This window comes from Pseudomonas sp. IT-P100, from assembly GCF_949767185.1.
GTDB lineage: Bacteria > Pseudomonadota > Gammaproteobacteria > Pseudomonadales > Pseudomonadaceae > Aquipseudomonas > Aquipseudomonas fluorescens_B.
Genome location: NZ_CATKQK010000012.1, coordinates 98,560 through 122,439, shown reverse-complemented (window position 1 = coordinate 122,439; position 23,880 = coordinate 98,560). Strand labels below are relative to the sequence as shown.

Here is a 23,880-nt window from a genome sequence, read left to right as displayed (position 1 = left end):
ACACCTACAAAAAAGCCCCGAATCAACCGGGGCTTTGTTGTATAGGCCAATCAGATCGACACATTCCAGCGAATCTGGGTAATACCCAATTGCTGCGCCTTGATACGTGCCGTTTCAAGGGTGGCATGTACGGCGATCTTTCGATCGGATTCCGGATAAGCATGCGCAGACGCCGAATGTATGGCATCGACATCAGAAAAATGCACCGCCAGTTTGAAAAAATGCTTTCGCACACCGTCGAACATGTAATGCACGGCATAAGGAACGAGTTCGCTCATGTATTTCTCGTGAAGCCAGCCAAGTCGTTGGCTTAGTCGTCGAACAGGACATTCATAGAGATCTGCGGGGCGAGCTTCGTGCAGAAATAAGACGGCTGAAAACAGATGAGGCTCAGCGAGCCTCAGTTGTTGAGAGTCTTTCGAGGGCGGGTTCGTTCAGTTCTTTTGCCAAACGGGTCCCCGAGTGTGGTTTCAAGCGTCGTCCAGCTGCAACACATCGGGATGGGAAGCCCGATAGCCCAAGGTCTTGTCGATCCATGCACTCAGCTCGTTGACCATCACCGGAGGCTTGCCCGGATAGTGCCCGAGGGTTGAACGCAGGATGCCGTCGATCCCCGGAACTGATCGCAGGTCACGGGTCTTGATGTAATGTTCGATAAAACAGTTAAGTCGAAAGTGTTCTGTCATCGAAAGATAAACGCACTCCAGACTAACGACTTGATCAATTGCAAAATCGTCGCGCATTTAGTTCTCTGCAAGGCTTGTAGTTGTGGGATTTCCTTAATTGTTGACTTTTTGGTCAACTGGGCGGTGCCGATGGAAATGCGGCGCGCATGCTATCCGTAGTCATTCTAAATGTATGTACGTCGATGCAGATGTCAGACAAGCGGTTGAAGGATCAAATCGCCAGACTTCTACAAGTGTTTCTTGGGTGAAACACTCTTTGTAACGTTCAAGTTATTAGCCTGTATCGACAGGTGTTAAATACGATTGCGTTTGTCTCGGTATTGATAGTTTCATCTCTGCTCATCAATAAGCTCAGCGCCCTGGTTCCTGACGTTGCCAATGGCTTTGCCGACCTTGTACCACTCGAATACCTCACTGCCTTCGCCTTGCCACAAGGCCATCTGTTCGGCGCGTTCCCGGGGAGTGGCGGGGTCGAGCCATTCCCTTGCCAGTTCTGGCGACAGAACCACCGGTCGGCGGTCATGAATATCGAGCATGCCGCCGGCGCTGTCTGCGGTAATGATCACGAAACCGTCGTCGTCTCGCGCTTCCTCGCTATTCGTAGGAAACCGTCCAATCGCGGCACAGAAAATCGGCGCGCGGTCCCGTCGACGGATGAGCCACGGCTGTCGGGTCGAGTCTCCCGCATCGACCCATTCGAACCAGTTATCAATCGGTACGATTGCGCGGTGCGGCCAGATCGTGCGGAAGAACGGGCCATGGGCGACTTTTTCGACGCGGGCATTGATCGGCGCCGCGCGATCCTTCGCCCAGTGCGGCCGCCAGCCCCAACGCACCTTGTCAGCCACAAGCCCAACGTCCTCCTGGTGAAACAACGCCAGTTGATGAGTCGGCGCCGCGTTGTAGCGGGCCAACGGCTCGTCGCCGACGTGGTTGATCAGCGCATCGGAAATGCTCAGTACCGCGACAAAATCGTGGATGCCCCGGTACTGCGACAGTCGTCCGCACATGACCGAATCCTCCCGTCGGAGGTTTCAGCATAGTCGTGCCTCAGATCACGTGCGCCAAGGATTCACCGGTGAAAACCATCGCCGACCTCAAGGGCAGGAAAGTCGCCTACTGGAGGCGCACATGACCGTCGGCCCGGTAGACGCGCAGGCGGCCAAGGATTTGCAGAGCACGGCGGACGTCCTGTTCAAGGTCAAGGCACTGCCTTCGGCACTGGCAACCGTGCCGATCATCGACAGCTCGTTCCAGCAGGCCCTCAACCAGTAACCGACGCTGTACGGCAGCGCTGGAACCAAACACTGTGTAACCTGATCCAACCGGCGCCTGCACATGTGTGCGGGCTCAACGGTCTGGTCCAGGGCACTCCATGAAACAGCTGTTCAAGGTTTTCTGCGCACTCGCCATTGCCGTCGGGCTGGTGGGTTGCATCGCGGCTCCCATCGAAATGACGGCGCAGACGGAACAGCGGCTGCGCGCGCAACCGCCGATCCGTTTTCTGCTGACCTTCGATGACGGTCCCAGCGCGTCGAGTTTCTGGAATCCGACGATCACCATTCTCGACAGCCTGGCCACGAACCCGGTGCAACCGAACCTCAAAGCGGTGTTCTTCGTACAGACCGGCGCGCCACGGGCGGGTGATAGCGACATCGGCCGCGAGGTCATGCGCCGCGAACACGCCGACGGGCAGATACTGGGTTTTCACACGGGCACTCACTGGCACACCAATCACCGTTCCCTGAGCCCGGAAGAACTGGAACAGTCGCTGACCAAGGGCAGTGCCGATATTGCCGCGATCACCGGCACGCCACCGACCCTGGTGCGTCCGCCATTCTGGAACTATGACAAACGGGTCTTCGCGGCTTATCAAAAGCACGGCTTGCACGTGTTGCTGACCGACTTGAGTGCCAACGACGGCAAGATCTGGGGCTTCAATGCCAGTCCCCGGCGGCGGGCCAACATGCTGCGACAGCTGTCGGAAGTGCGAGAGCGCATTGCGTTGGGCGAACTGCCCACCGTGGACGGCGTGATCCCGGTGGTGGTGACCTTCCACGACCTCAATCGCTACACCGCCCGGCATGCCCGCGAGTACTTGCAAATCCTGCTGGATAGCGCACAGGCGACCGGCTTGAAAACGGCGCAGAAGCCGTTCTATGACGATCAAGCCGAGCTGCAACGGGCGGCGATGGCGCGTACTGTTCGCGACAGTTCACAACCGGTGAAATTGCCGGGGATCTGGAACTGGATCTGGGGAGCGGACGCGAACTGATCCGCTCGTCGGCCAGGCTTCAGTTCAGAAACATCGGCAAATAACCCAGCTCCACCAGTTTTGTATCGATATCCCCAACCCGTTCAACGTGGTCGAGGTTTTGCTCGTTCATCACCTCAGGGCAGCTGATGACAAGGGTTCCCCGGTCTGGTACAGGAATTAGTTTGTGTGCCTGGGGGAAGTCTGCGAGGTTCAACGATTTGGGGCAAAAGCCGATCCATCCAATCGTCTGTCGGTCCTTGAAGACACGTCCTTTTCTGAAGTAATGGGCCGGTACGAGGGTGACCCAGTCAATTTCAGGCCAGATGTTCACGGCCAGGCTGATGATTTCCGTGAACATCTCCTGCGGGTGTTCAAACTTCATCAACAGGGCACCGGCGTCCTCGAACGACAGGGCGGACACGGAGTCGAGATTGTGTGCGCTGTAATGAAAAGCGACGCCTCCCTCAAGCGGGTCCTCGATGGCGTTCCACACCGAAAATTCGGTCAGGTCAGGCAGCTCGGGATCATGAGCTCGTTTAACCTTGTCGATCAGCGCTTGAGTGTCGGTACTGACATTGGTTGCAAGCGAGTCCTTAAGGCTTTTCCCTTGCAGATACCAGTTGGCCAGAAGCGGGCTGATGGCCCCGAGCTCTCGCAAAAACCTGGCCGCTTTTTCTATCTGCAGCTCAAGGGGAAGTGACGTAATGGCCTGCTTGTTGAACCTGAGTGTGAAGATGAAGCTTTTGAAGTTGGTCATGCTGACACCTTGAATGCGTTGCGGGTCGGACTAGGCGATCAATCCCGGGTTATCTCTGTAGTACTCCTCCATTTGCTTCTCTTCTTCCTTGCGCAGCTCGTCGTATTCCTCCTGGTCCTTGGTACCGGGCAGGGGGTTCCAGAACGCCCTCAGGTTGGTCAGGCCAAGGTCGCTGTATTGTTCTGAACAGTATTCGTAGACCACGCGTTGCATGAAATGCCACTCCACCGAAACAGGAGGCGTAGGCCTGGCTTTCTGTGAATGTGCTCTGGCGGGGGCAATCAATTCTTCTCTGACATTGGCCCAAGGCCGAGGGGTATTCAGGACAGGGAAGAACATGAAGGCGTAGCGTGCCTTGGCCTCCAGTAATGTGCATCGGCTTTTGTCAAAGCCGTCCCACCAGGTGTTGCTCCACCGCCATTCGTTCGGGTAGGGAAAGTTCGTCACCCATTGCTGATAGCGAGAGGACAGGTCAGACATGCTGTGACCTTTACCGTTGTTGGCGATCGCCATCACGCCTTTGTCCGGAGGGCAGTCCACGCAATCTTTTTTCTCGCTCTTGCACTGCTCTTCTTTCTGACGCGTTTGTTCGCGAGTCACCGGTGGTGCGTCGGTTTTCTGGTCGGTTTGAAGTTTCGGTTGAACCTGCGGCTGCGGCATTGGCATCGGCTTGGGCGCCGGTTGCGGTGCCGGCATGGGAGCAGGGCGGGGCGGTGGCGCAGGCATACGGGTGGGTGGTGGGACCCTGATTCCTTCGAAAGGACCGCGCATGCCTCCGCGAGGGACGGGAAACGGCCCTCGGGCGAGTTGTTCGCCGGAGCCTGCGGTTCCGGGTGTTTTCAGAAGGTTGCTCATTGTCGTCCCTGGTTTACTTGGCGCGTGGCCATTCCTTTAGTGAGTCAATGTATTGCATGACGCTGTCGTAATCTCGAAAACGTTGTTCCGGCGTATCGGCAACAGGGCGTTGCATCCATTCTACAAACCCTGGCGATGTCTGAAAGCCCGGCTTGTACAACCCATAGCGCATGAACAGTTCGGTTTCTTCGGGGGCCACGATACCAAACGCTTCGGCCTCATCACGTAGCTGTCTGAGATACGCGCTGGCCTTGGGTTCACCTACTTTTGCGAACCACGCGGGGTCTTGCTGGCGAACTTCGAGCAGGAGCTTGTCGATGACTTCGTCCTGACGGATGTGATCCAGTTGTTCGAGTTGTTCTGCACTGAGTTCAAGCACTGGTAACCTCCGTTTTTTTCGGTGCGTTGAAGGTCAGGTAATCCCGCTGCAAGGGTCGCCAGGTTTGCCAGAAAAGGATGCCGGACATGAGCTCCGCCTGTTGCGTCTCGGTCAAAACCGGTTCGAGGGCCTGGCGCACGGTCGGGTTGTAATAGCGGAACAACGCACGACGACCGTCCGGGAGGCGGGTAAACAACTGGCTTTTCAGGTGGGCGGCGAGGGTTTCGAACCCCTGTTCACTCCACAGCCAGGACACCAGGGGCGATTGCTGGTCCCTGCCGATCAGCCATAGCAGTAGCTGATCGCTGAGCGGGTCTTCATCGGTAAAGGTCACCAGTGCCGGGCCTGCGTGCTTGATTTCATCCAGCTCGGTGCCTTCCAGCAACCATTGCCATTGAACCCGGTCACCGGGCTCATCGAAGCGTTTGGTCAGCGTCAGATAGCGCGCGCCGTCAACCAATGCGTAGTGACGCAGACCGGGATTCGCTCGGCGAGCACGCTGAATCGTCTGCAACGAATTCCGGGTTTGCGGATCGACAAGAATTGTCTGGTCGTCCGGGATCATTGGGAGGCCCCGAGATTTTCCAGCGGAACAAAACTCGCGTTCCTTTTGGCTGCCGCCAGCAAGCAGGGAAGGCACAGCGTCGGAAGTTTGAGCAACGAAGCGACCGCTGATACCGCGGCCCCGCCACCACTCATTCCGATGATGACAGTGCCGGATCCACCCACCACAACGTTTCCGTGATTACCCAACGTCCCGATGGTCACCGCCGGCAGGCCATTGATCAGCACATTGGGAACGACGTTGCTCGTCAGTGCGCTTCCGCAGGCCGTTGTGTCGGTTTGCCGGGCGGCGGCGAGTCCGTCGAAAAAGACATCCGCCGAACCGCTGACAATAGGGTTCGTACCGTGACCCGGAAGTGGACACGCCGTAGGGTCGGTGACCCGTGCTGCAGGTTTTCCACTCATGACAATCCTCCTTGAAGCACGCGTGTATCGTGCAAGCTGTTTCCTTGAGCATTCGATTTTGCGAAACACCATCGACATTCGATGGCGTCAAACAGTGCAACCTGTGTGGGGGGAGCGGTGGTGCAGGCACCGCCCGGTAAAGCGTTGAGGGCTTCTGTGGTATGCCACTGGAGATCGTACGCCGGTGCGTCATCCAGTTCGTTGAGCAGGGAGTTGTAGTGATGCAGGCCGGCAGCGTCGTAAGTCGCCTGGAGCTGGCGGGAAAGTTGCTCGCCCCAACACACGTAGTGGTCAGGCGTCCACTTCCCGATATCGGCGTGAATGAACCAACCCATGGGGCGTAATCGTTTATCGGTTTCGATCAGCCTGTCGGTGTGAGCGGCGAAACCGCAACCGATATGCAGCGTCAGCCAACCACGATTGGCGGCGAGGAAAGAGTCAGGGTCAAAGAATTGCGAGAGAGGCCGCACCTGCAGATCATCATCACCGCACGTGCGGGCCATGATTTCAGCGTCCAGCCTGGAAACGAAGGCCTGGACGGCAGGGTGCCCCTGGCTGTTTCGGGTCGTCAGCGCGAGTCCGGCCTGAGCACCGCTCACATTTTTGAGCAGACCATACAGGCGAATGGATGACTTGAATGTCGATGGGCGAAGCATCCTTACTCCTTGAACGTTACCGTCGCGAAACCGTAACTGCCGAATTCCATTCGGACTGCAAAAAGATGAGACAGGGTGTTGCCGCATTCTCTGCGCAGGGCATGATGACCTGTTCCCTGCAGCCGACAAAGTCGGGTCGGGCAGGAAGTTGTGACCAAATGTATCTGAATTCTGGTCGTGCGTTCGCCGGTCAGTCCCTCGGCAATAACTCATCAATCATCCGCAAACAATGATTCAACCCCGGCGAGACATCGCCTACGCGCCGGCTAAGGATGATAGGCGAAGTCGCGTTGTCTTCCAGCAGCGGCGTGAAACCGATGTCGTCGCGGTGCAGCAATTGCACTGAGGCCGGCACCAGGGTGACACCGATTCCCGCGCCCACGAGACCGATGGCGGTTTGCAGCTCGTTGGTCCATTGCGCCACATGGATGCTCACACCATACGACTCGAACAACGCGATCACATGGTCGGCGTAGCTGGGACGCGGATTGCCGGGGTACAGCACGAAGGGTTCCTTCGCCAGATCGCGCAGGCTGATCGGTCCGGCCAGCAATGGATGGCCGGCGGGCAGGGCGGCGACCAGGCGGTCTTCCGTCAAGACAGTCTGGATAATGGCCGGGTCGTCGATGCGGATCCGCCCGAAACCGATGTCGATCCGACCGGCCTTGAGCGCCTGCACCTGTTGCAGCGTGGTCATTTCCGAGAGCCCGAGCTCAAGCTCCAGAGGCTCGCCGCTGCGCAAACGGCGGATCAGTTCCGGCAGCACGCCATAGAGTGTCGACGGCGCAAAACCGATGCCCAGCCAGGTTTTTTCGCCCAGGCCTATCCGTCGTGTGTTGTCGCAGACCTTGCCCAGTTGCTCGAGCAGGGCGGTGGAGTGCTCATGGAAAAACCGACCGGCGTCGGTCAGCTTCAGCGGCCTGCCGCGTTCCAGCAACAACACCCCGAGTTCGTCTTCCAGTTGCTGAATCTGCCGGCTCAGCGGTGGCTGGGCGATGTGCAGCAATTCAGCGGCGCGGGTGAAGTTGAGGGTTTGAGCCAACACCTGAAAATACCGCAGGTGACGCAGTTCCATGAGGCCTCCGCAAACAATCCAGTTGCATACCTTTAAGGTATCAAGTCAGACCAATTCTATATTGGCTTCCCGAAAAAAGCCGTACCAGAATCGGTTCCAGAACTTTAAGAACCTGACGGGTATCGCCATGCTGGAAACTGCCATTGAATCGATCGAGACGATCATCGTCGATCTGCCGACCATCCGCCCGCACAAGCTGGCGATGCACACCATGCAGAACCAGACCCTGGTAATCATTCGCGTGCGTTGCGCCGATGGCATTGAAGGCATTGGCGAATCCACCACCATCGGTGGCCTGGCGTATGGCAACGAAAGCCCGGACAGCATCAAGACCAACATCGACCGCCACTTCGCGCCGCTGTTGCTGGGCCAGGACAGCGCCAACGTGAACGCCGCGATGTTGCGCCTGGAGCGCAGCATCCGGGGCAACACCTTCGCCAAGTCAGGTATCGAAACCGCGTTGCTCGACGCCCAGGGCAAACGACTCGGCCTGCCGGTCAGTGAACTGTTGGGCGGGCGGGTTCGCGATGCACTGCCGGTGGCCTGGACCCTGGCCAGTGGCGACACCGACAAGGACATCGCCGAAGCGGAAAAAATGCTCGACCTGCGCCGCCATCGCATCTTCAAACTGAAAATCGGTGCCGGCGAAGTCAATCGCGACCTGGCCCACGTCATCGCGATCAAGAAAGCCCTGGGTGATCGCGCCAGCGTGCGGGTCGATGTCAATCAGGCCTGGGACGAAGCCGTCGCGCTGCGTGCCTGCCGGATCCTCGGCACCAACGGCATCGACCTGATCGAACAGCCGATTTCGCGCAACAATCGCGCCGGCATGGCGCGCCTGAACACCATGAGCCCGGCACCGATCATGGCCGACGAATCCATCGAGTGCGTTGAAGATGCGTTCAACCTGGCGCGTGAAGGCGCTGCGTCGGTGTTCGCCCTTAAGATCGCCAAGAACGGCGGCCCGCGTGCCGTGCTGCGAACGGCCGCGATTGCCGAAGCGGCCGGCATTGGCCTGTACGGCGGCACCATGCTTGAAGGTGGCATCGGCACACTGGCTTCGGCCCATGCATTTGTCACGCTGAACAAACTGGCGTGGGACACCGAGCTGTTCGGCCCGCTGCTGCTCACCGAAGACATCCTCAGCGAGCCGCTGGTCTATCGCGATTTCGAGCTGCACGTACCGAAAACCCCGGGCCTGGGCCTGAGCCTCGATGAAGAGCGCCTGGCGTTCTTCCGTCGCGACAAAACCTCTACCGCCATTCATCTTGCTTGAGGAGAGCCTTATGCTGTTCCACGTAAAAATGACCGTGAACCTGCCGGTCGACATGAATCCTGAAGCAGCCGCCCGATTGAAGGCTGACGAAAAAGCGCTCGCCCAGCGCCTGCAAGAACAAGGCAAGTGGCGTCACCTGTGGCGCATCGCCGGGCTTTACGCCAATTACAGCGTGTTCGATGTCGACAGCGTTCAAGAGCTCCACGACCTGCTGATGCAATTGCCGCTGTATCCGTACATGGCGATCGAAGTCACCGCGATGTGCCGGCATCCTTCTTCCATCCGCGAGGATGACCGCTGAACCCAGCCTGTTCAGTTCGCTACGCTAATAATTACAAGATGAGGAACCACCATGAACGTCAAGATTTCCCACACTGCCAGCGCCCAGAAATTTCTCGAAGAGGCCAGCGGCCTGCTCAATGACGCCGGCAACCCGCGGGTCAAGGCACTGATCTACCGCATCCTGCGTGACTCGGTGAACATCATCGAAGATCTCGCCGTGACCCCGGAAGAATTCTGGAAAGCCGTCAACTACCTCAACGTACTGGGTGCGCGTCAGGAAGCCGGGCTGGTGGTGGCCGGGCTCGGTCTGGAACATTACCTGGACCTGCTGATGGACGCCGAAGACGAGCAGGCCGGCAAGGCGGGTGGCACGCCGCGGACCATCGAAGGGCCGCTGTACGTGGCCGGTGCACCGTTGTCCCAGGGCGAAGCGCGTCTGGATGATGGCGTCGATCCGGGTGTGACGCTGTTCATGCAGGGCCGAGTGTTCAATACCGCTGGCGAACCGTTGGCCGGCGCCGTGGTGGATGTCTGGCACGCCAACACGGGCGGCACTTACTCGTACTTCGATACCACGCAATCGGAATTCAACCTGCGTCGCCGTATCGTCACCGATGCCGAAGGCCGTTACCGTTTCCGCAGCATCGTGCCGTCGGGCTACGGTTGCCCACCGGACGGTCCGACCCAGCAACTGCTCGATCAACTGGGCCGTCACGGCCAGCGTCCGGCGCACGTGCACTTCTTCATCTCGGCACCGGATCATCGTCACCTGACCACCCAGATCAACCTCGATGGCGATCAATACCTGCACGACGATTTCGCCTACGCCACCCGTGACGAGCTGATCGCGAAGATCACCTTCAGCGATGATCAGGCACGTGCGGCGGCCTACGGCGTGAGCGGGCGCTTTGCCGAAATCGAATTCGATTTCACCTTGCAGTCGTCTGCCCAGCCTGAAGAGCAGCAACGTCACGAGCGGGTTCGCGCACTCGAGGACTGATCACCTCGACTGCCGAACCGGGCCACGAGATAACCGACCGTTTATCTCGTGGCTTTGTGTGTTTCGGGCAGTGCCCTAGAATGGTCCGACGCAACCTATAACAACAATGAGAGTGACCCGATGATGCAAGCGCAACTGTTGAGTCAGCGCAGCTCCGTATTCGACCATGCCGACCCGTACGCGGTGTCGGGCTACGTCAATCAGCATGTCGGTAATCATTGCATCCTGATGCCCCGCGCCGGGCACCCGCTGGCCAGTCTCAATCACCGCAAGTTCGCCAGTCTCGACCTGTGCCGCATCAGCTACGGCGGCAGCGTTCGCGTCACTTCCGGCGCGCTGGAAACCATCTATCACCTGCAAGTTTTGCTGCGCGGCAATTGCCTGTGGCGTGGTCACGGTCAGGAACATTACTTCGCCCCTGGCGAATTGCTGCTGATCAACCCCGATGATCCGGTAGACCTGACGTACTCCGACGATTGCGAAAAATTCATCCTCAAAGTCCCGACGTCGTTGCTGGAATCGGTCTGCGACGAGCAACGCTGGCGCTATCCGGCGCAGGGCGTGCGGTTCCTGGAGAACCGTTATCAGCTCAATGAGCTGGAAGGTTTTGTCGGCCTGCTGGCGATGATTTGCCAGGAAGCCGAAGCCACCGAGCAGATTCCAAAAGTGCAGGAGCACTACGCGCAGATCATTGTCAGCAAGATGCTCAGCCTGATGCAGACCAATGTCAGCCGTATCAGCCTTGGCTCACAGACGGCGACGTTCGAGGTGATCGCCGACTACATCGCCCGCAACCTCAAGCAGGACATCGATAGCGAAGAACTGGCGCGACAGGCGCGGATGAGCCTGCGTTCGCTGTACGGGTTGTTCGAACGCAACGCCGGCACCACGCCGAAAAACTACATTCGGCAGAAACGCCTGGAACGTATCAATGCATGCCTGATCGACCCGACCTGCAATGTGCGCAATGTGACGGAAGTGGCGATGGATTATGGGTTTCTGCACTTGGGGCGGTTTTCGGATAACTATCGCAAGCAGTTTGGGGAATTGCCGTCGGATACGTTGAAGCGGCGGGATTGAGTCGCTCGTAAAAGGTCTCTCGCGACAGCGATTATTTTCAGACAAGCTCAAATTCGGCAACGGCGGCGAGGCCGAACATCACAAGTAACAGCCCCCAGCCGGTCCACTGCAAAATAACCAGCTTTCGCCTGAGGCCGGCAGGAAAGTTCTTCAGGTCTTCAGCGCAGGCACCTCCATCACGTAGATAGAGACGAGGTGTTGTCATCACGCCCATTATGGCGCCCAGTAAAAACATATTTCCCCAAGGCCCACCGTTTCTGAACGGTGCCCGAATCATAACTGCGGGGCAATTTTGCAGGTGATTCAGCATCACATCCATTTTTGTGTAGGCGAGGTGAAGTGATATACCGATTGATATAAATGCGCCAACAAAGTCGATCAAGCTAATGACAAGAAATATTGTGTCACTAGTGCTTGTGCTCATTTAATGATCTCGTAAATTTTTTTATCTGCATAATGGACTCGCTAATAGAACAGTCCAGAACTATCGATAGAAACCAGTAAAATCAGTGCCGCCATGAGCCCAAGTGCACTCCAGTGCATGATGATGAACTTACGTTTCAGCAGTTTTGGAAAAGCTTGTAAGTCATCTAAGCTCAGTTCACCTCTTTTAAGATAGAATCCTGGGAAAGTGATGATTCCGGAAATGCCTCCTATAAGCATCAGTTTTCCCCAAGCGCCACCGTGCCTGAGCGGCACACGTGCCATGATGGCTTTGCAGTTCTTCAAATGCTCCAGAATAAAATCCATTTTCGTGTATGCCACATGTAGCATTAAGGCGATCCAAATGCACATCGCGATAAGCACTACCCCGGATGAATAACCGATAACTATTTCAGTTCTGTTCATTTGTATTCTCATATATCAATTCGCCTAATGCTTCTCCCCGATCCCCTCCTAAAAGCCCACCTGCAAAGGAACCTGCCCCGACTACTATCAGACCGCATGCGAGAGCGGCTGTTCCTCCAGTCGGGATTGCTAAGCCCGCGCAGACCCAACCCACCGTCGAGCTGGTCAATATTGCTGACGCGAAAGCACCACCTATCACTCCTCCGGCAACACCACCAACTTCTGTAAATTTCACCTTCCTACACGCCTCCGCATCTCCTGCCGCACATACCCCTTGAACTTTAACAACCGAGGCCCCTCCACCCACTGCGGTACCAACCCAGCCACCATATTTGACGTACTTCGCCGCTTTGGAAACGGCATCAATATGCGTGGCATAACCAGGAATCTGCCCAATAGCCCCTGCTTTTCTCCAGCGATGAACAAGGCTTTTAGTCGATATGCCCAACACACTTTTCAGATTGGGGTGGTCCGGAAAACCGATGCTCTTTTTTGTAAATTTGGTCAGATGGGAATTCAACTGAGTCAACAAGCGTTTGCGCTCGGCGTAAAACTCGGCGGACTTCAGGTGACCGTTGGCTTGAAAAGTCCGGGTATGCAAATTTTCGATGTCACGGAGAATAATATCCACGTCGTGCAGGTTCTTCGAGAACATGGCCAATCCCGCACTTGCCCCGAGTGAACCCTTGGAAATAAGGAAGGCAATCTCGTCATAGTGCCGCGCCATGAAATCGGCCTCTTCCGAACTCAGCGGTTCCAAGGCTCTATTTACATTAGCCGCCGCCTGCATCAACAACGCTTCTTCGAAAGTACACAGATGATTGTCCGGATCGCTGAGAACAATCATCGTCCCGGCTTTCACCTGATCCAGATTCGGGTTCAGCGCCTTGAATTTGGCGATGACGGCGGGGGAGGCTGAAGTAAAAAGCTGAGCCTGCAGTTTGTCAGCGGTCGTGCTTCTCGGTACGACATAGAACCCGGGTTCTTCTTGTGGGACCGGCGTTGGCCATTGCTCCTGAGGGAAAAACTTCAAGTCCGGGGCAGGATGCGGCGAGGTAGCCGCCTTCAAGGCGCCGGGCGAGTTCATGGCAGTCGACTTGAGATTTTGCGCATGGACGTAGCGCAGTAAACGAACGGGGTCAGGTTTTGAAACGGGCTGTGTGAGCCTTGATACCGGCAATCTTTTAATAGGTTCAGTGATCGCGGCCGGAGCTTTTCCCGTCAGGGCTTGCGATTGGATGAGCAGGTCGCGTTGTTCTTGCACAAGCGCCTGTAAGCCCTGTTCCGGAGTTTTGTGGCCTCGCCCAACATCGTCAGCAATACGCTTTGCATAAAAAGCGACTTCTCTGTTGAACTGTTCCCGCGCCCTACCGTATGCAAGATGACGAGTGCCAAGCGTGCGAGCTTGCCCCACCAGTTTTCCCGCCGCGCTGTTGATGTCCCACGGATTCATCCCTCTTCACCCCACGAACTGTAACCGGCGGTTTTAGCCAGATGGTGGGTCCACGCGATGTCGCGATAACGAATCGCCACCTGCTCTTGTGGCTCGGCGTCGTTTTGAAGAATGGCGTGAGGCATTTCGAGCGTCAGGTCGGTAATAACTCCGCCATTGATCGAAACGGTATAGAACTTTTCCTGCAAGCCAGAGGGCGATACGCGGTAAAAACTGATCGTGCAGTTGATTTCTTCTCTGTTTGAAAGCGCTTGGGCGAGTAGTGGCGATGATTTGTCGACGGCTTTGGTGATGATGATCGGGTTGTGTGTGGATCTGTTGAGGTTCCCGATAGTGGTCATGTTGTGGCTGTAGGACAGCACCATGATCTCGTCCGTGTGCGCAGCCTGGTACTTGTTGCCAATAGAGTCCTGGGTTGAACAGCCCGCTGAAATCAATCCCTGAGCTTTTCCGTTTATGGTCATGTAACCGTGATTAGCCATGGAAACCACTCCTTGTCGTCAGGCGCGAAGTCTATGGCAGAAGTTGTAAGCAGTTATGTAGTCCGATTCCGAAAATGCGTTTTGCACTAAACGGATAAAGGTCTGCACCCCGCGGATAGTCCACCCCATTGCCCCGTCCTAGCATGAGCCTTGCCTGAACAATAACAATGGAGGCGGCGGCCATGACCCTGCGACCCGAATATCTTCACTCCCTGCTCGAGGACGATCCAGAACAAGGAATCTATCGCTGCAAGCGCGAGATGTTCACCGACCCGCGCCTGTTCGATCTCGAGATGGAACACATCTTCGAAGGTAATTGGCTGTATCTGGCGCACGAAAGCCAGATCCCCAATAAAAACGATTTCTACACCACCACCATGGGGCGCCAGTCGATCTTCATCGCGCGCAACAAGGACGGTGAGCTCAATGCCTTTCTCAACGCCTGCAGTCACCGTGGCGCGATGCTCTGCCGGCACAAATCCGGCAACAAGAGCTCGTACACCTGCCCATTCCACGGCTGGACCTTCAATAACTCCGGCAAACTGCTGAAGGTCAAAGACCCGTCCGAGGCCGGTTACCCGGCGAGCTTCAATTGCGAAGGCTCCCATGACCTGACCAAAGTCGCCCGTTTCGAATCCTATCGCGGCTTCCTGTTTGGCAGTCTCAAGGCTGATGTCGTGCCGCTGGTCGAGCACTTGGGCGAGTCGGCGAAGATCATCGACATGATCGTCGACCAGTCCGCCGATGGCCTGGAAGTGCTGCGCGGTTCCTCCAGCTACATCTACGAAGGCAACTGGAAACTCACCGCCGAAAACGGCGCCGACGGTTACCACGTCAGCTCGGTGCACTGGAACTACGCCGCCACCCAGAACCAGCGCAAACAGCGCGAGGCCGGCGACAGCAATCCGACCATGAGCGCTGGCAGCTGGGCCAAGCAGGGCGGCGGTTTCTATTCCTTCGACAAGGGCCACATGTTGCTCTGGACCCGTTGGGCCAACCCGGAAGATCGCCCGCTGTATGAGCGCCGCGATGAACTGGCCCAGGATTTCGGCAAGGCCCGCGCCGACTGGATGATCGAGAACTCGCGCAACCTGTGCCTGTACCCGAACGTGTACCTGATGGATCAGTTCAGCTCGCAGATCCGCATCGCCCGGCCGATCTCGGTCAATCGCACGGAAATCACCATTTACTGCATCGCCCCCAAAGGCGAAAGCGACCACGCCCGTTCAAGCCGCATTCGTCAGTACGAAGACTTTTTCAACGTCAGCGGCATGGCCACGCCGGACGATCTGGAGGAGTTCCGCTCCTGCCAGACCAGCTACCAGGGCAGCGTGACCGCCTGGAACGACATGTCCCGTGGTGCCGAGCACTGGATCGAAGGGGCCGACGAAGCGGCGAAAGAAATCGACCTGCATCCACTGCTCAGCGGTGTGCGCACCGAAGACGAAGGCCTGTTCGTGTTGCAGCACAAGTATTGGCAGCAGACCATGCTCAAGGCTCTGGCCGCCGAGCAATCGAAGCTGATTGCCGTGGAGGCCGTGCAATGACTATTACCTACGACAGCGTGCGCGACTTTCTCTACCGCGAAGCGCGTTACCTCGATGAACGGCAATGGGACGAATGGCTGGAGTTGTACGCCCCGGATGCGACCTTCTGGATGCCGTCCTGGGACGACAACGACGAATTGACCGAAGACCCGCAGCGGGAAATCTCGTTGATCTGGTACGGCAATCGCACCGGCCTGGAAGACCGCATCTTCCGCATCAAGACCGAGCGCTCCAGTGCCACCGTGCCGGATACCCGCACCTCGCACAACATCAGCAACATCGAGCTGCTGGAACAGGCGGACGGCCTCTGCAAGGTGCGCTTCAACTGGCACACGTTGAGCTTTCGCTACAAGACCGTCGACAGCTATTTCGGCAGCAGTTTCTACACCCTTGATGTGCGCGGCGAGAACCCGCTGATCAAGGCCAAGAAAGTGATCCTGAAGAACGACTACGTTCGCCAGGTCATCGATGTTTACCACCTGTGAGGCGGCCGTCATGACTCATTCCATTGCATTCAATTTCGAAGACGGCGTCACCCGGTTCATCGACGCCAACGTTGGCGAAACCGTGGCCGATGCCGCGTACCGCCAAGGCATCAACATTCCGCTGGATTGCCGCGACGGCGCCTGCGGCACTTGCAAGTGTTTCGCCGAGGCCGGCCGCTACGACCTGGGTGAGGAATACATCGAAGACGCCCTCACGGCGGACGAAGCCGAGCAAGGTTTTGTCCTGACTTGCCAGATGCGCGCCCAGAGCGATTGCGTGGTGCGCGTACCGGCTTCCTCGGAGGTCTGTCGCACGCAACAGGCCAGTTACGACGCGACCATCAGCGCCGTGCGTCAGCTGTCCGACAGCACCATCGCGCTGTCGATCAAAGGTGAGGCACTGAGCAAACTCGCGTTCCTGCCCGGGCAATACGTGAATCTCGCAATTCCCGGCAGCGAGCAGACCCGTGCCTATTCGTTCAGTTCGTTGCAACGTGACGGCGAGGTCAGTTTCCTGATTCGCAACGTGCCCGGCGGCTTGATGAGCAGTTTTCTGACCGGCATGGCCAAGGCCGGCGACAGCATGAGTCTGGCCGGGCCGCTGGGCAGTTTTTATCTGCGTGACATTCGTCGCCCGCTGCTGCTGCTGGCGGGCGGTACCGGCCTGGCGCCGTTCACCGCAATGCTGGAAAAAATCGCCGAGCAGGGCAGTGAGCATCCGCTGCATCTGATCTACGGCGTGACCAACGATTTCGATCTGGTGGAAATGGATCGCCTCGAAGCTTTCGCCGCGCGCATCCCGAACTTCAGCTTCAGCGCCTGCGTGGCCAGTCCCGACAGCCAGCACCCGCTCAAGGGCTACGTGACACAGCACATCGAACCGAGGCATTTGAACGATGGTGACGTCGACGTCTACCTGTGCGGCCCGCCGCCGATGGTCGAGGCCGTCAGCCAATACATTCGCGATCAAGGCATCGCGCCGGTGAATTTCTACTACGAAAAGTTTGCCGCCAGCGCGGCATGAGCATTCTCTGGGTCAACACCGGGTTGGCGTGAACACGAGGTGGGTATGAACAGATTTCACGAAAAAGTCGCGCTGATCACCGGCGCTGCGCAAGGCATCGGCCGGCGCGTCGCAGAACGGATGGCGGCGGAGGGCGCGCGGTTGGTTCTGGTTGATCGCTCCGAGTTGGTGTTCGAGGTGCAACAACAATTGGGCCAGCATGCCCAGGTGCTCGCGCTGACCGCCGATCTCGAGCAGTACGCCGAATGCAGCCGCGTGATGCAAACCGCCATCGAGCGTTTCGGGCGCCTCGACATCCTCATCAATAATGTCGGCGGGACGATCTGGGCCAAGCCTTTCGAGCATTACGAAGCACCGCAGATAGAGGCCGAGGTTCGTCGCTCGCTGTTCCCGACGCTGTGGTGCTGCCATGCCGCATTGCCGTTCATGCTGGGGCAGGGCAGTGGCGCCATCGTCAACGTGTCGTCCATCGCCACCCGCAGCATCAACCGTGTGCCGTATGGTGCGGCGAAGGGCGGGGTGAATGCGCTGACCGCTTGCCTGGCGTTCGAAACCGCCGGCCGTGGCGTTCGGGTCAATGCCACGGCGCCCGGTGGCACCGAAGCACCGCCGCGGGTGATTCCGCGAAACAGCGCCGAACAAAGTGCTGAGGAAAAGGTGTGGTATCAGCAGATCGTCGACCAGACGCTCGACAGCAGTTTGATGAAACGTTACGGCACACTGGATGAACAGGCAGGCGCTATTCTGTTTCTGGCCAGCGACGAAGCGTCCTACATCACCGGCATGATCATGCCGGTGGGTGGTGGTGATCAGGGCTGAAAAAACGCTGAGAATTACAGGCGCCGCTGAAACGCTTTGACGATTCTCAGCGTGGCGTCGCTTGTGTTCAGATTGTGCACCGCGTCCATCGGAAACCACATGCAATCGAAGATTTCATTTTGCGGGCGCGCCTCATTCGAGTTCAGCACCGATGCCTCGTAGACATGGTGCCGGGTGCCGCCCGAATCCAGTTCCATCAGGTAGAGCAAATCGTCGACCCCCAACCCGGTTTCTTCCCACAGTTCGCGCATGGCCGCGGCTGCAACGGTTTCACCGGGCTCGACTTTTCCGCCGGGCAGCGTCCAGCGACTCCTTGGCTTGCGCACCAGGAGAATGTAGCGGTCCTGCTCACAAATGACGGTGGCGCGTACTTTCATGTGTTACCTGATTGCCTTCTGTCATATTTTGGTAATAAAAATGCAATATTCAGGCCGACGCCGATTTAGCGGACGCCTGGAAGGTTGGAGGTGTCTCAGGGGCTGAAAGTGCAACCGGATGCCGGCATCCTGTCGCGACGTCCGGTCGGCATCTGTGCGAAGGGTGGGTGTAAGGTAGGCAGGTCTGTTCTGAAATCAGTACCGAAATGGAGGTAGCTTATGAGCGTTCCGATGCTGAATAAGATGCACATGAACGGTTATGACGTACTCAGCGTAAACAACGGCCCCTGGCGGGTATGCACCCAAGGCGACCGGTTGGCCGCTTTTGCCAGCAGGGAGGAAGCCCTGGCCTTTGCAGCGTCTCTTCCCGGTTACAAGGTACGGGCGAAGAGGCCGGCCGATAAATAGTCAGCTTCAAGCCCCGGTTTTCCGGGGCTTTTATGACTTGGGAGAACCTCCGCCTCCGCTCATCCCTCCATTGGTGCAGGTGGCAGGCTTGTTTCGAGTAATCACCTTGGCCTTCACCTCTTCGGCATACCCCGTCAATCGCTGTTCGTCCCCCTGAAACAGGTCGTGCAGTCTGCGCACCGCTTGTGCGTCCACTTCATTGCCTGCCTGTCGAAACTGAACTTCCAGTCGCAGAAGGTCTACCGCCGACCACCTCAAGTCCGATGCAACGCTTTGCAGGTCGCGCCGAAGTTGGTTTTCAGATTTGTTAAGCCACATGACAACCTCCTGAACATCTCTGCTACGAATTTTAGTCCCGATTCGTGGATCAGGGCGTTTTGTTCGTCTGAACAGTCGATGCAGCCTTTGGTCGGGAAGTTGAACGGGAACGGACAGATCTGGTGTCGTACTCAAGTGGTCAACTTTCGCTAGGGCGAGGCAACTTCAAATGACGGCAACTGATGATTTTAGATTTCACGCGCATGAGCTGATCGTCGATCTGGACGCGGCGACCACGGAAATGATGACGCTGATCTCTGCGCATCAACTGAGCGGCCCGGAATGGGAGCGGGTGAACCAATGGCAGCACGAGGCGTATGAACGGTGGATGACCTATTTGAACGCCAGGTCCCCCAAAAAAGATGAAAACGCCCCACAGTGAGAGCTGTTCAATCAATGGATGTCTGCTGAATGACGCGCTACATTTCCTTTTTCAGAAAAAGGAAGCGTCATGCGGACATTGATGGCGGGAGTCGTGGTGGCGTTACTGGCGGGGTGCTCATTGCCGGCTTCCGTGGTGCCGGGTGAGCCGAATGTCAGCAAATACAGCGAAAAGGTACCGAAAGACTATGCCGCCTGCGTGCTGCCGGCGTGGCAGAAGGAAATTCCCGCGTCGACTCAAACGGGGATTTCCAATGGCTACCGGATAACAGCCCCCAGCATTATCACGGCTGACGAGATTGTCGATATCGTGAAATCCAGGGATGGCAGCCGGGTATCGCTTTATCAGGGCCCGCCTTGGGCCAAGTCCGGCGCATTGCGCCAGGCCGTTCGCGACTGTCTGTGAGGCTTAGCCGGAAATCTCGGTGACCGGGATAGTCTGGTCGTCAGATGCCTGGGCACTGCTTTTCTTTTCCCGGCGATCGTTGATCCAGTTGTCCACCTGCGCACCGAACTCGGCCGGCGCCTTTCGTCCCACTCTCCTGGCGAGATCAAGAATGGTCTGCTGGGAGAGGGCATCCTCCATGCGTTTTTGCGCAGTCATCATGACCGCATGCACCGAGCAGGGGCCTGTCAGCGCCCAAGCGGGTGCGGAACCTTCGAACACGGCGCAACGCCCGCGAATCTCGCGGCAATCGAAGATGAGTTTCTGACCGTCGATGGCATTGACGATATCGAGCACGCTGATTTCGTCGGAGGGACGCGCCAGCTTGAAACCGCCGCGCACGCCTTCAGTGGCCACCACCAGTTTTGCCTTGGCCAGTTTGGTGAAAATTTTCGCCAGATAGTCTTGCGGCACGCCTTGAAGCTCCGCCAGTTCGCGCACGCTCGCCTCACGGGTGTCGCCGCAATTGCCTACCAGAAAAAGTAGGCAGTGAATGCCGTACTCAACGCCCGCGCTATAAAGAGACATTTTGATCTCCGACTAATATTGTCGTAAATGTTACCAGCAGAGCGTTAGCCGAGCAACGAGCCCCCGCCGCCGCTCATCTCTTCCAGTACTGCCTTTCTGCCTTGCCTGGTAGCGCCATGCCGTGGATCAAAGTTTTCGATAGCAAGCATCATAAAAAATCGATTGCGCCGCATAACTAGGATCAATATATTCGCAGTTGCTCGGTCGGCCTTGGCAGCGCATGACCTTTGATGAATTCAATGATCGCCTTCTCTCGGAGTTAAAAATGAAAAAGCACATCCTGGTAATCGGCGCAGGTTTCGGTGGCATGTGGACAGCTTTGAGCGCTACGCGTCTGTTCGACATTCATGGTCACAACGACGTTGAAGTGACCGTTCTGGCCCCGCAGGCCGAGCTGCGCGTGCGTCCGCGCTTCTATGAGCCGAATGCGCACCAGCTGGCTGCACCGATTGGTGAGCTGTTTGATGCGGTCGGCGTGAAGTTCATCAAGGGCGCTGCAGAAACCATCGACGTTGTGCAAAAACGCGTGGGCTACATCGATGCATCGGGTGCCAAACAAGTGTGCAGCTACGACAAACTCGTTCTGGCCACCGGCAGCCGTCTCGCCATCCCGGCTACCGCAGGCGTGGTCGAACATGCGTTCGACGTTGACCAGATTGAAGAGGCCGTGCGCCTGGAAAACCACCTGAAATCCCTGGCCAGCCTGCCGGAAAGTAAAGCCCGCAACACCGTCGTCGTGGCGGGTGGCGGCTTCACCGGGATTGAAACGGCGACCGAGATGACCGCGCGTCTGCGTGCCATCCTGGGTGATCAAACGGATGTCGAGGTGATCATCGTCGACCGCGGCGAGAAAATTGGCGGGTCGATGGGCGCCGAAATCGCCAAGTCGATCGAAGAGGCCAGCGTTGAAACCGGCGTGAAATGGCACTTGAAGGCATCAGTGCTTTCCGTCGATGCCAACGGTGTCAACTTGAGCGACGGCCAGCGTATCGATGCGAAAACCGTGGTCTGGACCACCGGCGTGCGCGCCAGCTCGCTGACCGAACAGATCCCGGCCGAACGCGATCACCTCGGCCGCCTGCACGTGGACAGCCACCTGAAAGTCATTGGTCAGGAGGATATCTATGCCACGGGCGACGTTGCCTACGCCGCTTCCGACGACATTGGCAACTACGCATTGATGACCTGCCAACACGCCATTTCCCTGGGGCGTCACGCCGGCAATAACGTGGCCGCGCACATTCTCGGCGTCGATCCGACACCGTACAGCCAGCCTAAGTACGTAACCTGCCTGGATCTGGGGAGCTGGGGCGCGGTGTACACCGAGGGCTGGGACCGCCAGGTCAAACTGGTCAAACAGGAAGGCAAGAACCTCAAGACGCAGATCAACACAGTGTGGATCTACCCACCGGCTGCTGACCGTGCCGCTGCGCTGGCGGCGGCTGATCCCATGATTCCTGTCGCCTGAGGCCTGTTGTTCGATAACACTGCCTGATGGGAAAAATCCCGCCCAAGTTTCTTGGGCGGGTTTTTTTTTGCGACCGGAATGGTTGCGATGGTGAAATTTAACGTGTAGTTTTTCATGAAATTATAAATAGAAAATTTCATGAGGCTTGCATGTTCCAGCAATCCAACCGCCACGTCGCCAGTTACTACGCCCACACTTGCGCCGATCGTCTGTTGGAGCGTGCGGCTCTGGAGGGCGAGCAGGACACCGACGTATTGATCGTCGGCGCCGGCTTCAGTGGCTTGCACACGGCGTTGCGACTGGCCTTGGCTGGCAAGCGCGTGACCTTGCTGGAAGCCAGTCGGGTGGCATGGGCGGCGTCGGGGCGCAATGGCGGTCAGGCCATTCTCGGTTGGTCGTGCGACATGCCTCCGTTGGAGGCCGCGCTGGGTTACGAACGTGCGCGGCGTTTGTGGGACGGCATGCGTTGGGCTGCACAGGAACTGCGGGCATTGCCCGAACGCCATGATTTCGATTGCGACTACCAGGCCGGTCACCTCTGGACATCGGTGTTGCCGCGTCGGGTGAGTCTGCTGACCGAATGGCAACACGAGGCCAGCCACAAGTGGGGCCACGACGGTTTGCAATTCATCCCGCGTGAGCAGTTGCCGCAATGGGTCGCCAGTGAACGCTATCAGGCCGGGCTGTTCGATCCGGAAGGCGCGCACCTGAATCCGCTGAAACTGGCGCTCGGCCTGGCCGCCGCCATCGAGCGCGCCGGCGGGAAAATTCATGAGCAAAGCAAGGCGCTGAACTATCGCCAAGAGGGTGGCCGCTACGTGGTCACCACTGAGCACGGTCGTATTCGGTCCGATGTGCTGGTACTGGCGTGCAATGCGTATCTGGATCGGCTTGATCCCAAGCTGTCGAGTTGTGTGTTGCCGGTTGGCACCTATCAGGTGGCCACCGCGCCACTCCCGCAAGCGCAGGCGACTGCGCTGCTGCCGAGCAATGCCTGCGTCACCGACAATCAATTCGTGCTCGATTATTTCCGTCGTACGCCGGATAACCGGCTGCTGTTTGGCGGTGGTTGCACCTACCTGGGGGGCATGCCGAGGGACATCGCCGCGGCGACCCGACCCTTTCTGCAACGGGTGTTTCCACAGCTCAAGGATGTAGAGCTGGAATTCGCCTGGGGTGGGCACATCGATCTCACCCTCAAGCGCACACCTGATATCGGTCGCCGGGGCGATCTCTACTGGCTTCAGGGATACTCCGGCCACGGCGTGCTGCCGACCCTGGCCGGGGCCCGCGCCGTGTCCGACGCGATATTGGGGGAGCCGGATGAGCTGGCCTTGTATCAAGGCCTGGTCAATGGCAGTTTCCCCGGCGGCAAGTACATGGCAGCCCCGCTGGAAGCCATCGGCAAGGCCTGGTATCGCTTGCGCGACAGCCTTTGATTCGCACATTTTCCGGAAGCTTTCAGATGGACAGGCAAGAAGAAATCTCGGCGTTGGCGATCCTGATTCAGGACCTGCGCAAACACAAAAAATACACGCTCAAGGAACTGGCGGACAAAATCGGTCGCTCCGTCGGTTTTCTCTCGCAAGTCGAGCGCGGGCTGTCACGGCCGACGGTAGCTGACCTGACCGCCATCAGCGAAACCCTCGGCGTGCCGACCACTTATTTCTACAGCCTGCCCAAACCCATGGCCTTGCCCTGGGTTACCCGGCCGGACGAGCGCCGCACCCTGTATTACGCCGACGGCATCACCGACATTCTGGTCTCGCCGAAAATGCGTGCGTCGTTTTCGATGCTCGAAAGCCGGCTCGAGCCCGGCGCCAGCAGCGGCGACCGCCACATGAGCGACAGCTCGGAGCAGGGCGGTTACGTGCTCGAAGGGCAACTGACACTTTGGCTGGATGACGATCAACCGGTCACCCTGGGAGCCGGGGACAGCTTTCAGCTCGCCAGCCATACCCATTGTCGTTACGGCAATCTCTCCGATCAGCTCACCCGGGTGCTCTGGGTTTACACCTGATAAA

32 protein-coding genes and 1 pseudogene are annotated in these 23,880 nt (G+C 57.8%); 16 read left to right on the top strand and 17 right to left on the bottom strand.

Annotation, left to right across the window (positions count from 1 at the left end):
- Window positions 1-50: 50 nt before the first annotated feature.
- From ACM6IQ_RS13600 to ACM6IQ_RS13590, 3 genes are all read right to left on the bottom strand, one after another.
- A complete protein-coding gene (locus ACM6IQ_RS13600; RefSeq protein ID WP_017339367.1) occupies window positions 51-278 on the bottom strand; it encodes a DUF6555 family protein in 228 nt (75 codons plus the stop codon).
- 192 nt (window positions 279-470) lie between these two features.
- Window positions 471-743: a hypothetical protein gene (locus ACM6IQ_RS13595; protein ID WP_017339366.1), complete on the bottom strand. Its 273-nt coding sequence runs from the start codon at window positions 741-743 to the stop codon at window positions 471-473.
- Between the two features lie 272 nt (window positions 744-1,015).
- Window positions 1,016-1,696: an SOS response-associated peptidase gene (locus ACM6IQ_RS13590; protein ID WP_414879064.1), complete on the bottom strand. Its 681-nt coding sequence runs from the start codon at window positions 1,694-1,696 to the stop codon at window positions 1,016-1,018.
- Between the two features lie 106 nt (window positions 1,697-1,802).
- On the opposite strand from ACM6IQ_RS13590, the pseudogene ACM6IQ_RS13585 reads away from it, so the two are divergent.
- A pseudogene (locus tag ACM6IQ_RS13585) lies at window positions 1,803-1,961 on the top strand (ABC transporter substrate-binding protein); the annotation flags it as partial.
- A gap of 100 nt (window positions 1,962-2,061) precedes the next feature.
- The gene (locus ACM6IQ_RS13580) at window positions 2,062-2,961 is read left to right on the top strand and encodes a polysaccharide deacetylase family protein (RefSeq protein ID WP_414879063.1); all 900 of its coding nucleotides are present in this window, start codon (window positions 2,062-2,064) and stop codon (window positions 2,959-2,961) included.
- 19 nt (window positions 2,962-2,980) lie between these two features.
- On the opposite strand, the gene ACM6IQ_RS13575 is transcribed toward ACM6IQ_RS13580, so the two are convergent.
- From ACM6IQ_RS13575 to ACM6IQ_RS13545, 7 genes are all read right to left on the bottom strand, one after another.
- Window positions 2,981-3,700, bottom strand: coding sequence for an Imm52 family immunity protein (locus tag ACM6IQ_RS13575; RefSeq protein ID WP_414879062.1), 720 nt, complete (start codon window positions 3,698-3,700; stop codon window positions 2,981-2,983).
- A gap of 30 nt (window positions 3,701-3,730) precedes the next feature.
- Complete coding sequence (locus tag ACM6IQ_RS13570; protein ID WP_414879061.1) at window positions 3,731-4,396, bottom strand: Tox-REase-5 domain-containing protein; 666 nt, start codon at window positions 4,394-4,396, stop codon at window positions 3,731-3,733.
- Window positions 4,397-4,568: 172 nt separating this feature from the next.
- The gene (locus ACM6IQ_RS13565) at window positions 4,569-4,934 is read right to left on the bottom strand and encodes a hypothetical protein (protein ID WP_017339360.1); all 366 of its coding nucleotides are present in this window, start codon (window positions 4,932-4,934) and stop codon (window positions 4,569-4,571) included.
- Window positions 4,927-5,499, bottom strand: coding sequence for a DUF4123 domain-containing protein (locus ACM6IQ_RS13560; RefSeq protein WP_017339359.1), 573 nt, complete (start codon window positions 5,497-5,499; stop codon window positions 4,927-4,929). Before ACM6IQ_RS13560 ends, ACM6IQ_RS13565 begins: the two co-directional genes overlap by 8 nt.
- Complete coding sequence (locus ACM6IQ_RS13555; protein ID WP_017339358.1) at window positions 5,496-5,903, bottom strand: PAAR domain-containing protein; 408 nt, start codon at window positions 5,901-5,903, stop codon at window positions 5,496-5,498. The genes ACM6IQ_RS13560 and ACM6IQ_RS13555 overlap by 4 nt, the downstream gene beginning before the upstream one ends.
- Window positions 5,900-6,559, bottom strand: coding sequence for a hypothetical protein (locus ACM6IQ_RS13550; protein WP_414879060.1), 660 nt, complete (start codon window positions 6,557-6,559; stop codon window positions 5,900-5,902). The genes ACM6IQ_RS13555 and ACM6IQ_RS13550 overlap by 4 nt, the downstream gene beginning before the upstream one ends.
- 190 nt (window positions 6,560-6,749) lie before the next feature.
- A complete protein-coding gene (locus tag ACM6IQ_RS13545) occupies window positions 6,750-7,634 on the bottom strand; it encodes a LysR family transcriptional regulator (protein ID WP_414879059.1) in 885 nt (294 codons plus the stop codon).
- A gap of 127 nt (window positions 7,635-7,761) precedes the next feature.
- Between ACM6IQ_RS13545 and ACM6IQ_RS13540 the strand changes: the two genes are divergently transcribed.
- The 4 genes from ACM6IQ_RS13540 to ACM6IQ_RS13525 all read left to right on the top strand — a co-directional run bounded on the left by ACM6IQ_RS13540 (window position 7,762) and on the right by ACM6IQ_RS13525 (window position 11,272).
- Complete coding sequence (locus ACM6IQ_RS13540) at window positions 7,762-8,910, top strand: muconate cycloisomerase family protein (RefSeq protein ID WP_017339355.1); 1,149 nt, start codon at window positions 7,762-7,764, stop codon at window positions 8,908-8,910.
- 10 nt (window positions 8,911-8,920) lie between these two features.
- Window positions 8,921-9,211: a muconolactone Delta-isomerase gene (gene catC, locus ACM6IQ_RS13535; RefSeq protein ID WP_017339354.1), complete on the top strand. Its 291-nt coding sequence runs from the start codon at window positions 8,921-8,923 to the stop codon at window positions 9,209-9,211.
- Between the two features lie 51 nt (window positions 9,212-9,262).
- Window positions 9,263-10,192: a catechol 1,2-dioxygenase gene (gene catA / locus ACM6IQ_RS13530; protein WP_414879058.1), complete on the top strand. Its 930-nt coding sequence runs from the start codon at window positions 9,263-9,265 to the stop codon at window positions 10,190-10,192.
- A gap of 120 nt (window positions 10,193-10,312) precedes the next feature.
- The gene (locus ACM6IQ_RS13525) at window positions 10,313-11,272 is read left to right on the top strand and encodes an AraC family transcriptional regulator (protein ID WP_414879057.1); all 960 of its coding nucleotides are present in this window, start codon (window positions 10,313-10,315) and stop codon (window positions 11,270-11,272) included.
- 37 nt (window positions 11,273-11,309) lie between these two features.
- Here the strand turns inward: ACM6IQ_RS13525 and ACM6IQ_RS13520 are convergent, their stop codons facing one another.
- Genes ACM6IQ_RS13520 through ACM6IQ_RS13505 form a run of 4 tightly spaced genes read right to left on the bottom strand, consistent with a single transcriptional unit; the run spans window position 11,310 to window position 14,056 of the window.
- Window positions 11,310-11,696 (bottom strand): hypothetical protein, encoded by a 387-nt coding sequence (locus ACM6IQ_RS13520; RefSeq protein ID WP_414879056.1) that lies wholly within the window; start codon window positions 11,694-11,696, stop codon window positions 11,310-11,312.
- A gap of 41 nt (window positions 11,697-11,737) precedes the next feature.
- Entirely contained in the window at window positions 11,738-12,121 is a 384-nt protein-coding gene (locus ACM6IQ_RS13515; RefSeq protein WP_414879055.1) for a hypothetical protein, read from the bottom strand.
- Window positions 12,108-13,574: a hypothetical protein gene (locus ACM6IQ_RS13510; RefSeq protein ID WP_414879054.1), complete on the bottom strand. Its 1,467-nt coding sequence runs from the start codon at window positions 13,572-13,574 to the stop codon at window positions 12,108-12,110. The genes ACM6IQ_RS13515 and ACM6IQ_RS13510 overlap by 14 nt, the downstream gene beginning before the upstream one ends.
- A complete protein-coding gene (locus ACM6IQ_RS13505; protein ID WP_017339349.1) occupies window positions 13,571-14,056 on the bottom strand; it encodes an Hcp family type VI secretion system effector in 486 nt (161 codons plus the stop codon). The genes ACM6IQ_RS13510 and ACM6IQ_RS13505 overlap by 4 nt, the downstream gene beginning before the upstream one ends.
- Before the next feature lie 182 nt (window positions 14,057-14,238).
- Between ACM6IQ_RS13505 and benA the strand changes: the two genes are divergently transcribed.
- Genes benA through ACM6IQ_RS13485 form a run of 4 tightly spaced genes read left to right on the top strand, consistent with a single transcriptional unit; the run spans window position 14,239 to window position 17,931 of the window.
- Window positions 14,239-15,603 (top strand): benzoate 1,2-dioxygenase large subunit, encoded by a 1,365-nt coding sequence (gene benA, locus ACM6IQ_RS13500; protein ID WP_031318997.1) that lies wholly within the window; start codon window positions 14,239-14,241, stop codon window positions 15,601-15,603.
- Window positions 15,600-16,088 (top strand): benzoate 1,2-dioxygenase small subunit, encoded by a 489-nt coding sequence (gene benB, locus ACM6IQ_RS13495; RefSeq protein ID WP_017339347.1) that lies wholly within the window; start codon window positions 15,600-15,602, stop codon window positions 16,086-16,088. Before benA ends, benB begins: the two co-directional genes overlap by 4 nt.
- A 10-nt stretch (window positions 16,089-16,098) precedes the next feature.
- Complete coding sequence (gene benC / locus ACM6IQ_RS13490) at window positions 16,099-17,112, top strand: benzoate 1,2-dioxygenase electron transfer component BenC (RefSeq protein WP_414879053.1); 1,014 nt, start codon at window positions 16,099-16,101, stop codon at window positions 17,110-17,112.
- Window positions 17,113-17,157: 45 nt separating this feature from the next.
- A complete protein-coding gene (locus ACM6IQ_RS13485; protein ID WP_414879052.1) occupies window positions 17,158-17,931 on the top strand; it encodes a 1,6-dihydroxycyclohexa-2,4-diene-1-carboxylate dehydrogenase in 774 nt (257 codons plus the stop codon).
- 14 nt (window positions 17,932-17,945) lie between these two features.
- Here ACM6IQ_RS13485 and ACM6IQ_RS13480 read toward each other — a convergent pair whose 3' ends face one another.
- Entirely contained in the window at window positions 17,946-18,308 is a 363-nt protein-coding gene (locus ACM6IQ_RS13480) for an NUDIX hydrolase (RefSeq protein ID WP_414879051.1), read from the bottom strand.
- A 219-nt stretch (window positions 18,309-18,527) separates the two neighbouring features.
- Here ACM6IQ_RS13480 and ACM6IQ_RS13475 point away from each other — a divergent pair, with 219 nt between their 5' ends.
- The gene (locus ACM6IQ_RS13475; protein WP_414879050.1) at window positions 18,528-18,716 is read left to right on the top strand and encodes a DUF2188 domain-containing protein; all 189 of its coding nucleotides are present in this window, start codon (window positions 18,528-18,530) and stop codon (window positions 18,714-18,716) included.
- A 30-nt stretch (window positions 18,717-18,746) separates the two neighbouring features.
- Here ACM6IQ_RS13475 and ACM6IQ_RS13470 read toward each other — a convergent pair whose 3' ends face one another.
- Entirely contained in the window at window positions 18,747-19,034 is a 288-nt protein-coding gene (locus ACM6IQ_RS13470) for a hypothetical protein (RefSeq protein WP_017339342.1), read from the bottom strand.
- A gap of 169 nt (window positions 19,035-19,203) precedes the next feature.
- On the opposite strand from ACM6IQ_RS13470, the gene ACM6IQ_RS13465 reads away from it, so the two are divergent.
- Window positions 19,204-19,416, top strand: coding sequence for a hypothetical protein (locus tag ACM6IQ_RS13465; protein WP_017339341.1), 213 nt, complete (start codon window positions 19,204-19,206; stop codon window positions 19,414-19,416).
- A gap of 69 nt (window positions 19,417-19,485) precedes the next feature.
- Window positions 19,486-19,821, top strand: a complete 336-nt coding sequence (locus tag ACM6IQ_RS13460; protein WP_017339340.1) for a hypothetical protein — start codon at window positions 19,486-19,488, stop codon at window positions 19,819-19,821.
- 3 nt (window positions 19,822-19,824) lie between these two features.
- On the opposite strand, the gene ACM6IQ_RS13455 is transcribed toward ACM6IQ_RS13460, so the two are convergent.
- Window positions 19,825-20,388 (bottom strand): RrF2 family transcriptional regulator, encoded by a 564-nt coding sequence (locus tag ACM6IQ_RS13455; protein WP_414879049.1) that lies wholly within the window; start codon window positions 20,386-20,388, stop codon window positions 19,825-19,827.
- Window positions 20,389-20,653: 265 nt separating this feature from the next.
- Between ACM6IQ_RS13455 and ACM6IQ_RS13450 the strand changes: the two genes are divergently transcribed.
- The 3 genes from ACM6IQ_RS13450 to ACM6IQ_RS13440 all read left to right on the top strand — a co-directional run bounded on the left by ACM6IQ_RS13450 (window position 20,654) and on the right by ACM6IQ_RS13440 (window position 23,876).
- Window positions 20,654-21,856, top strand: a complete 1,203-nt coding sequence (locus tag ACM6IQ_RS13450) for an NAD(P)/FAD-dependent oxidoreductase (protein WP_017339338.1) — start codon at window positions 20,654-20,656, stop codon at window positions 21,854-21,856.
- A gap of 149 nt (window positions 21,857-22,005) precedes the next feature.
- Window positions 22,006-23,295 (top strand): NAD(P)/FAD-dependent oxidoreductase, encoded by a 1,290-nt coding sequence (locus ACM6IQ_RS13445; protein ID WP_414879048.1) that lies wholly within the window; start codon window positions 22,006-22,008, stop codon window positions 23,293-23,295.
- A gap of 26 nt (window positions 23,296-23,321) precedes the next feature.
- Entirely contained in the window at window positions 23,322-23,876 is a 555-nt protein-coding gene (locus ACM6IQ_RS13440) for a helix-turn-helix domain-containing protein (protein ID WP_084323106.1), read from the top strand.
- Window positions 23,877-23,880: the final 4 nt, after the last annotated feature.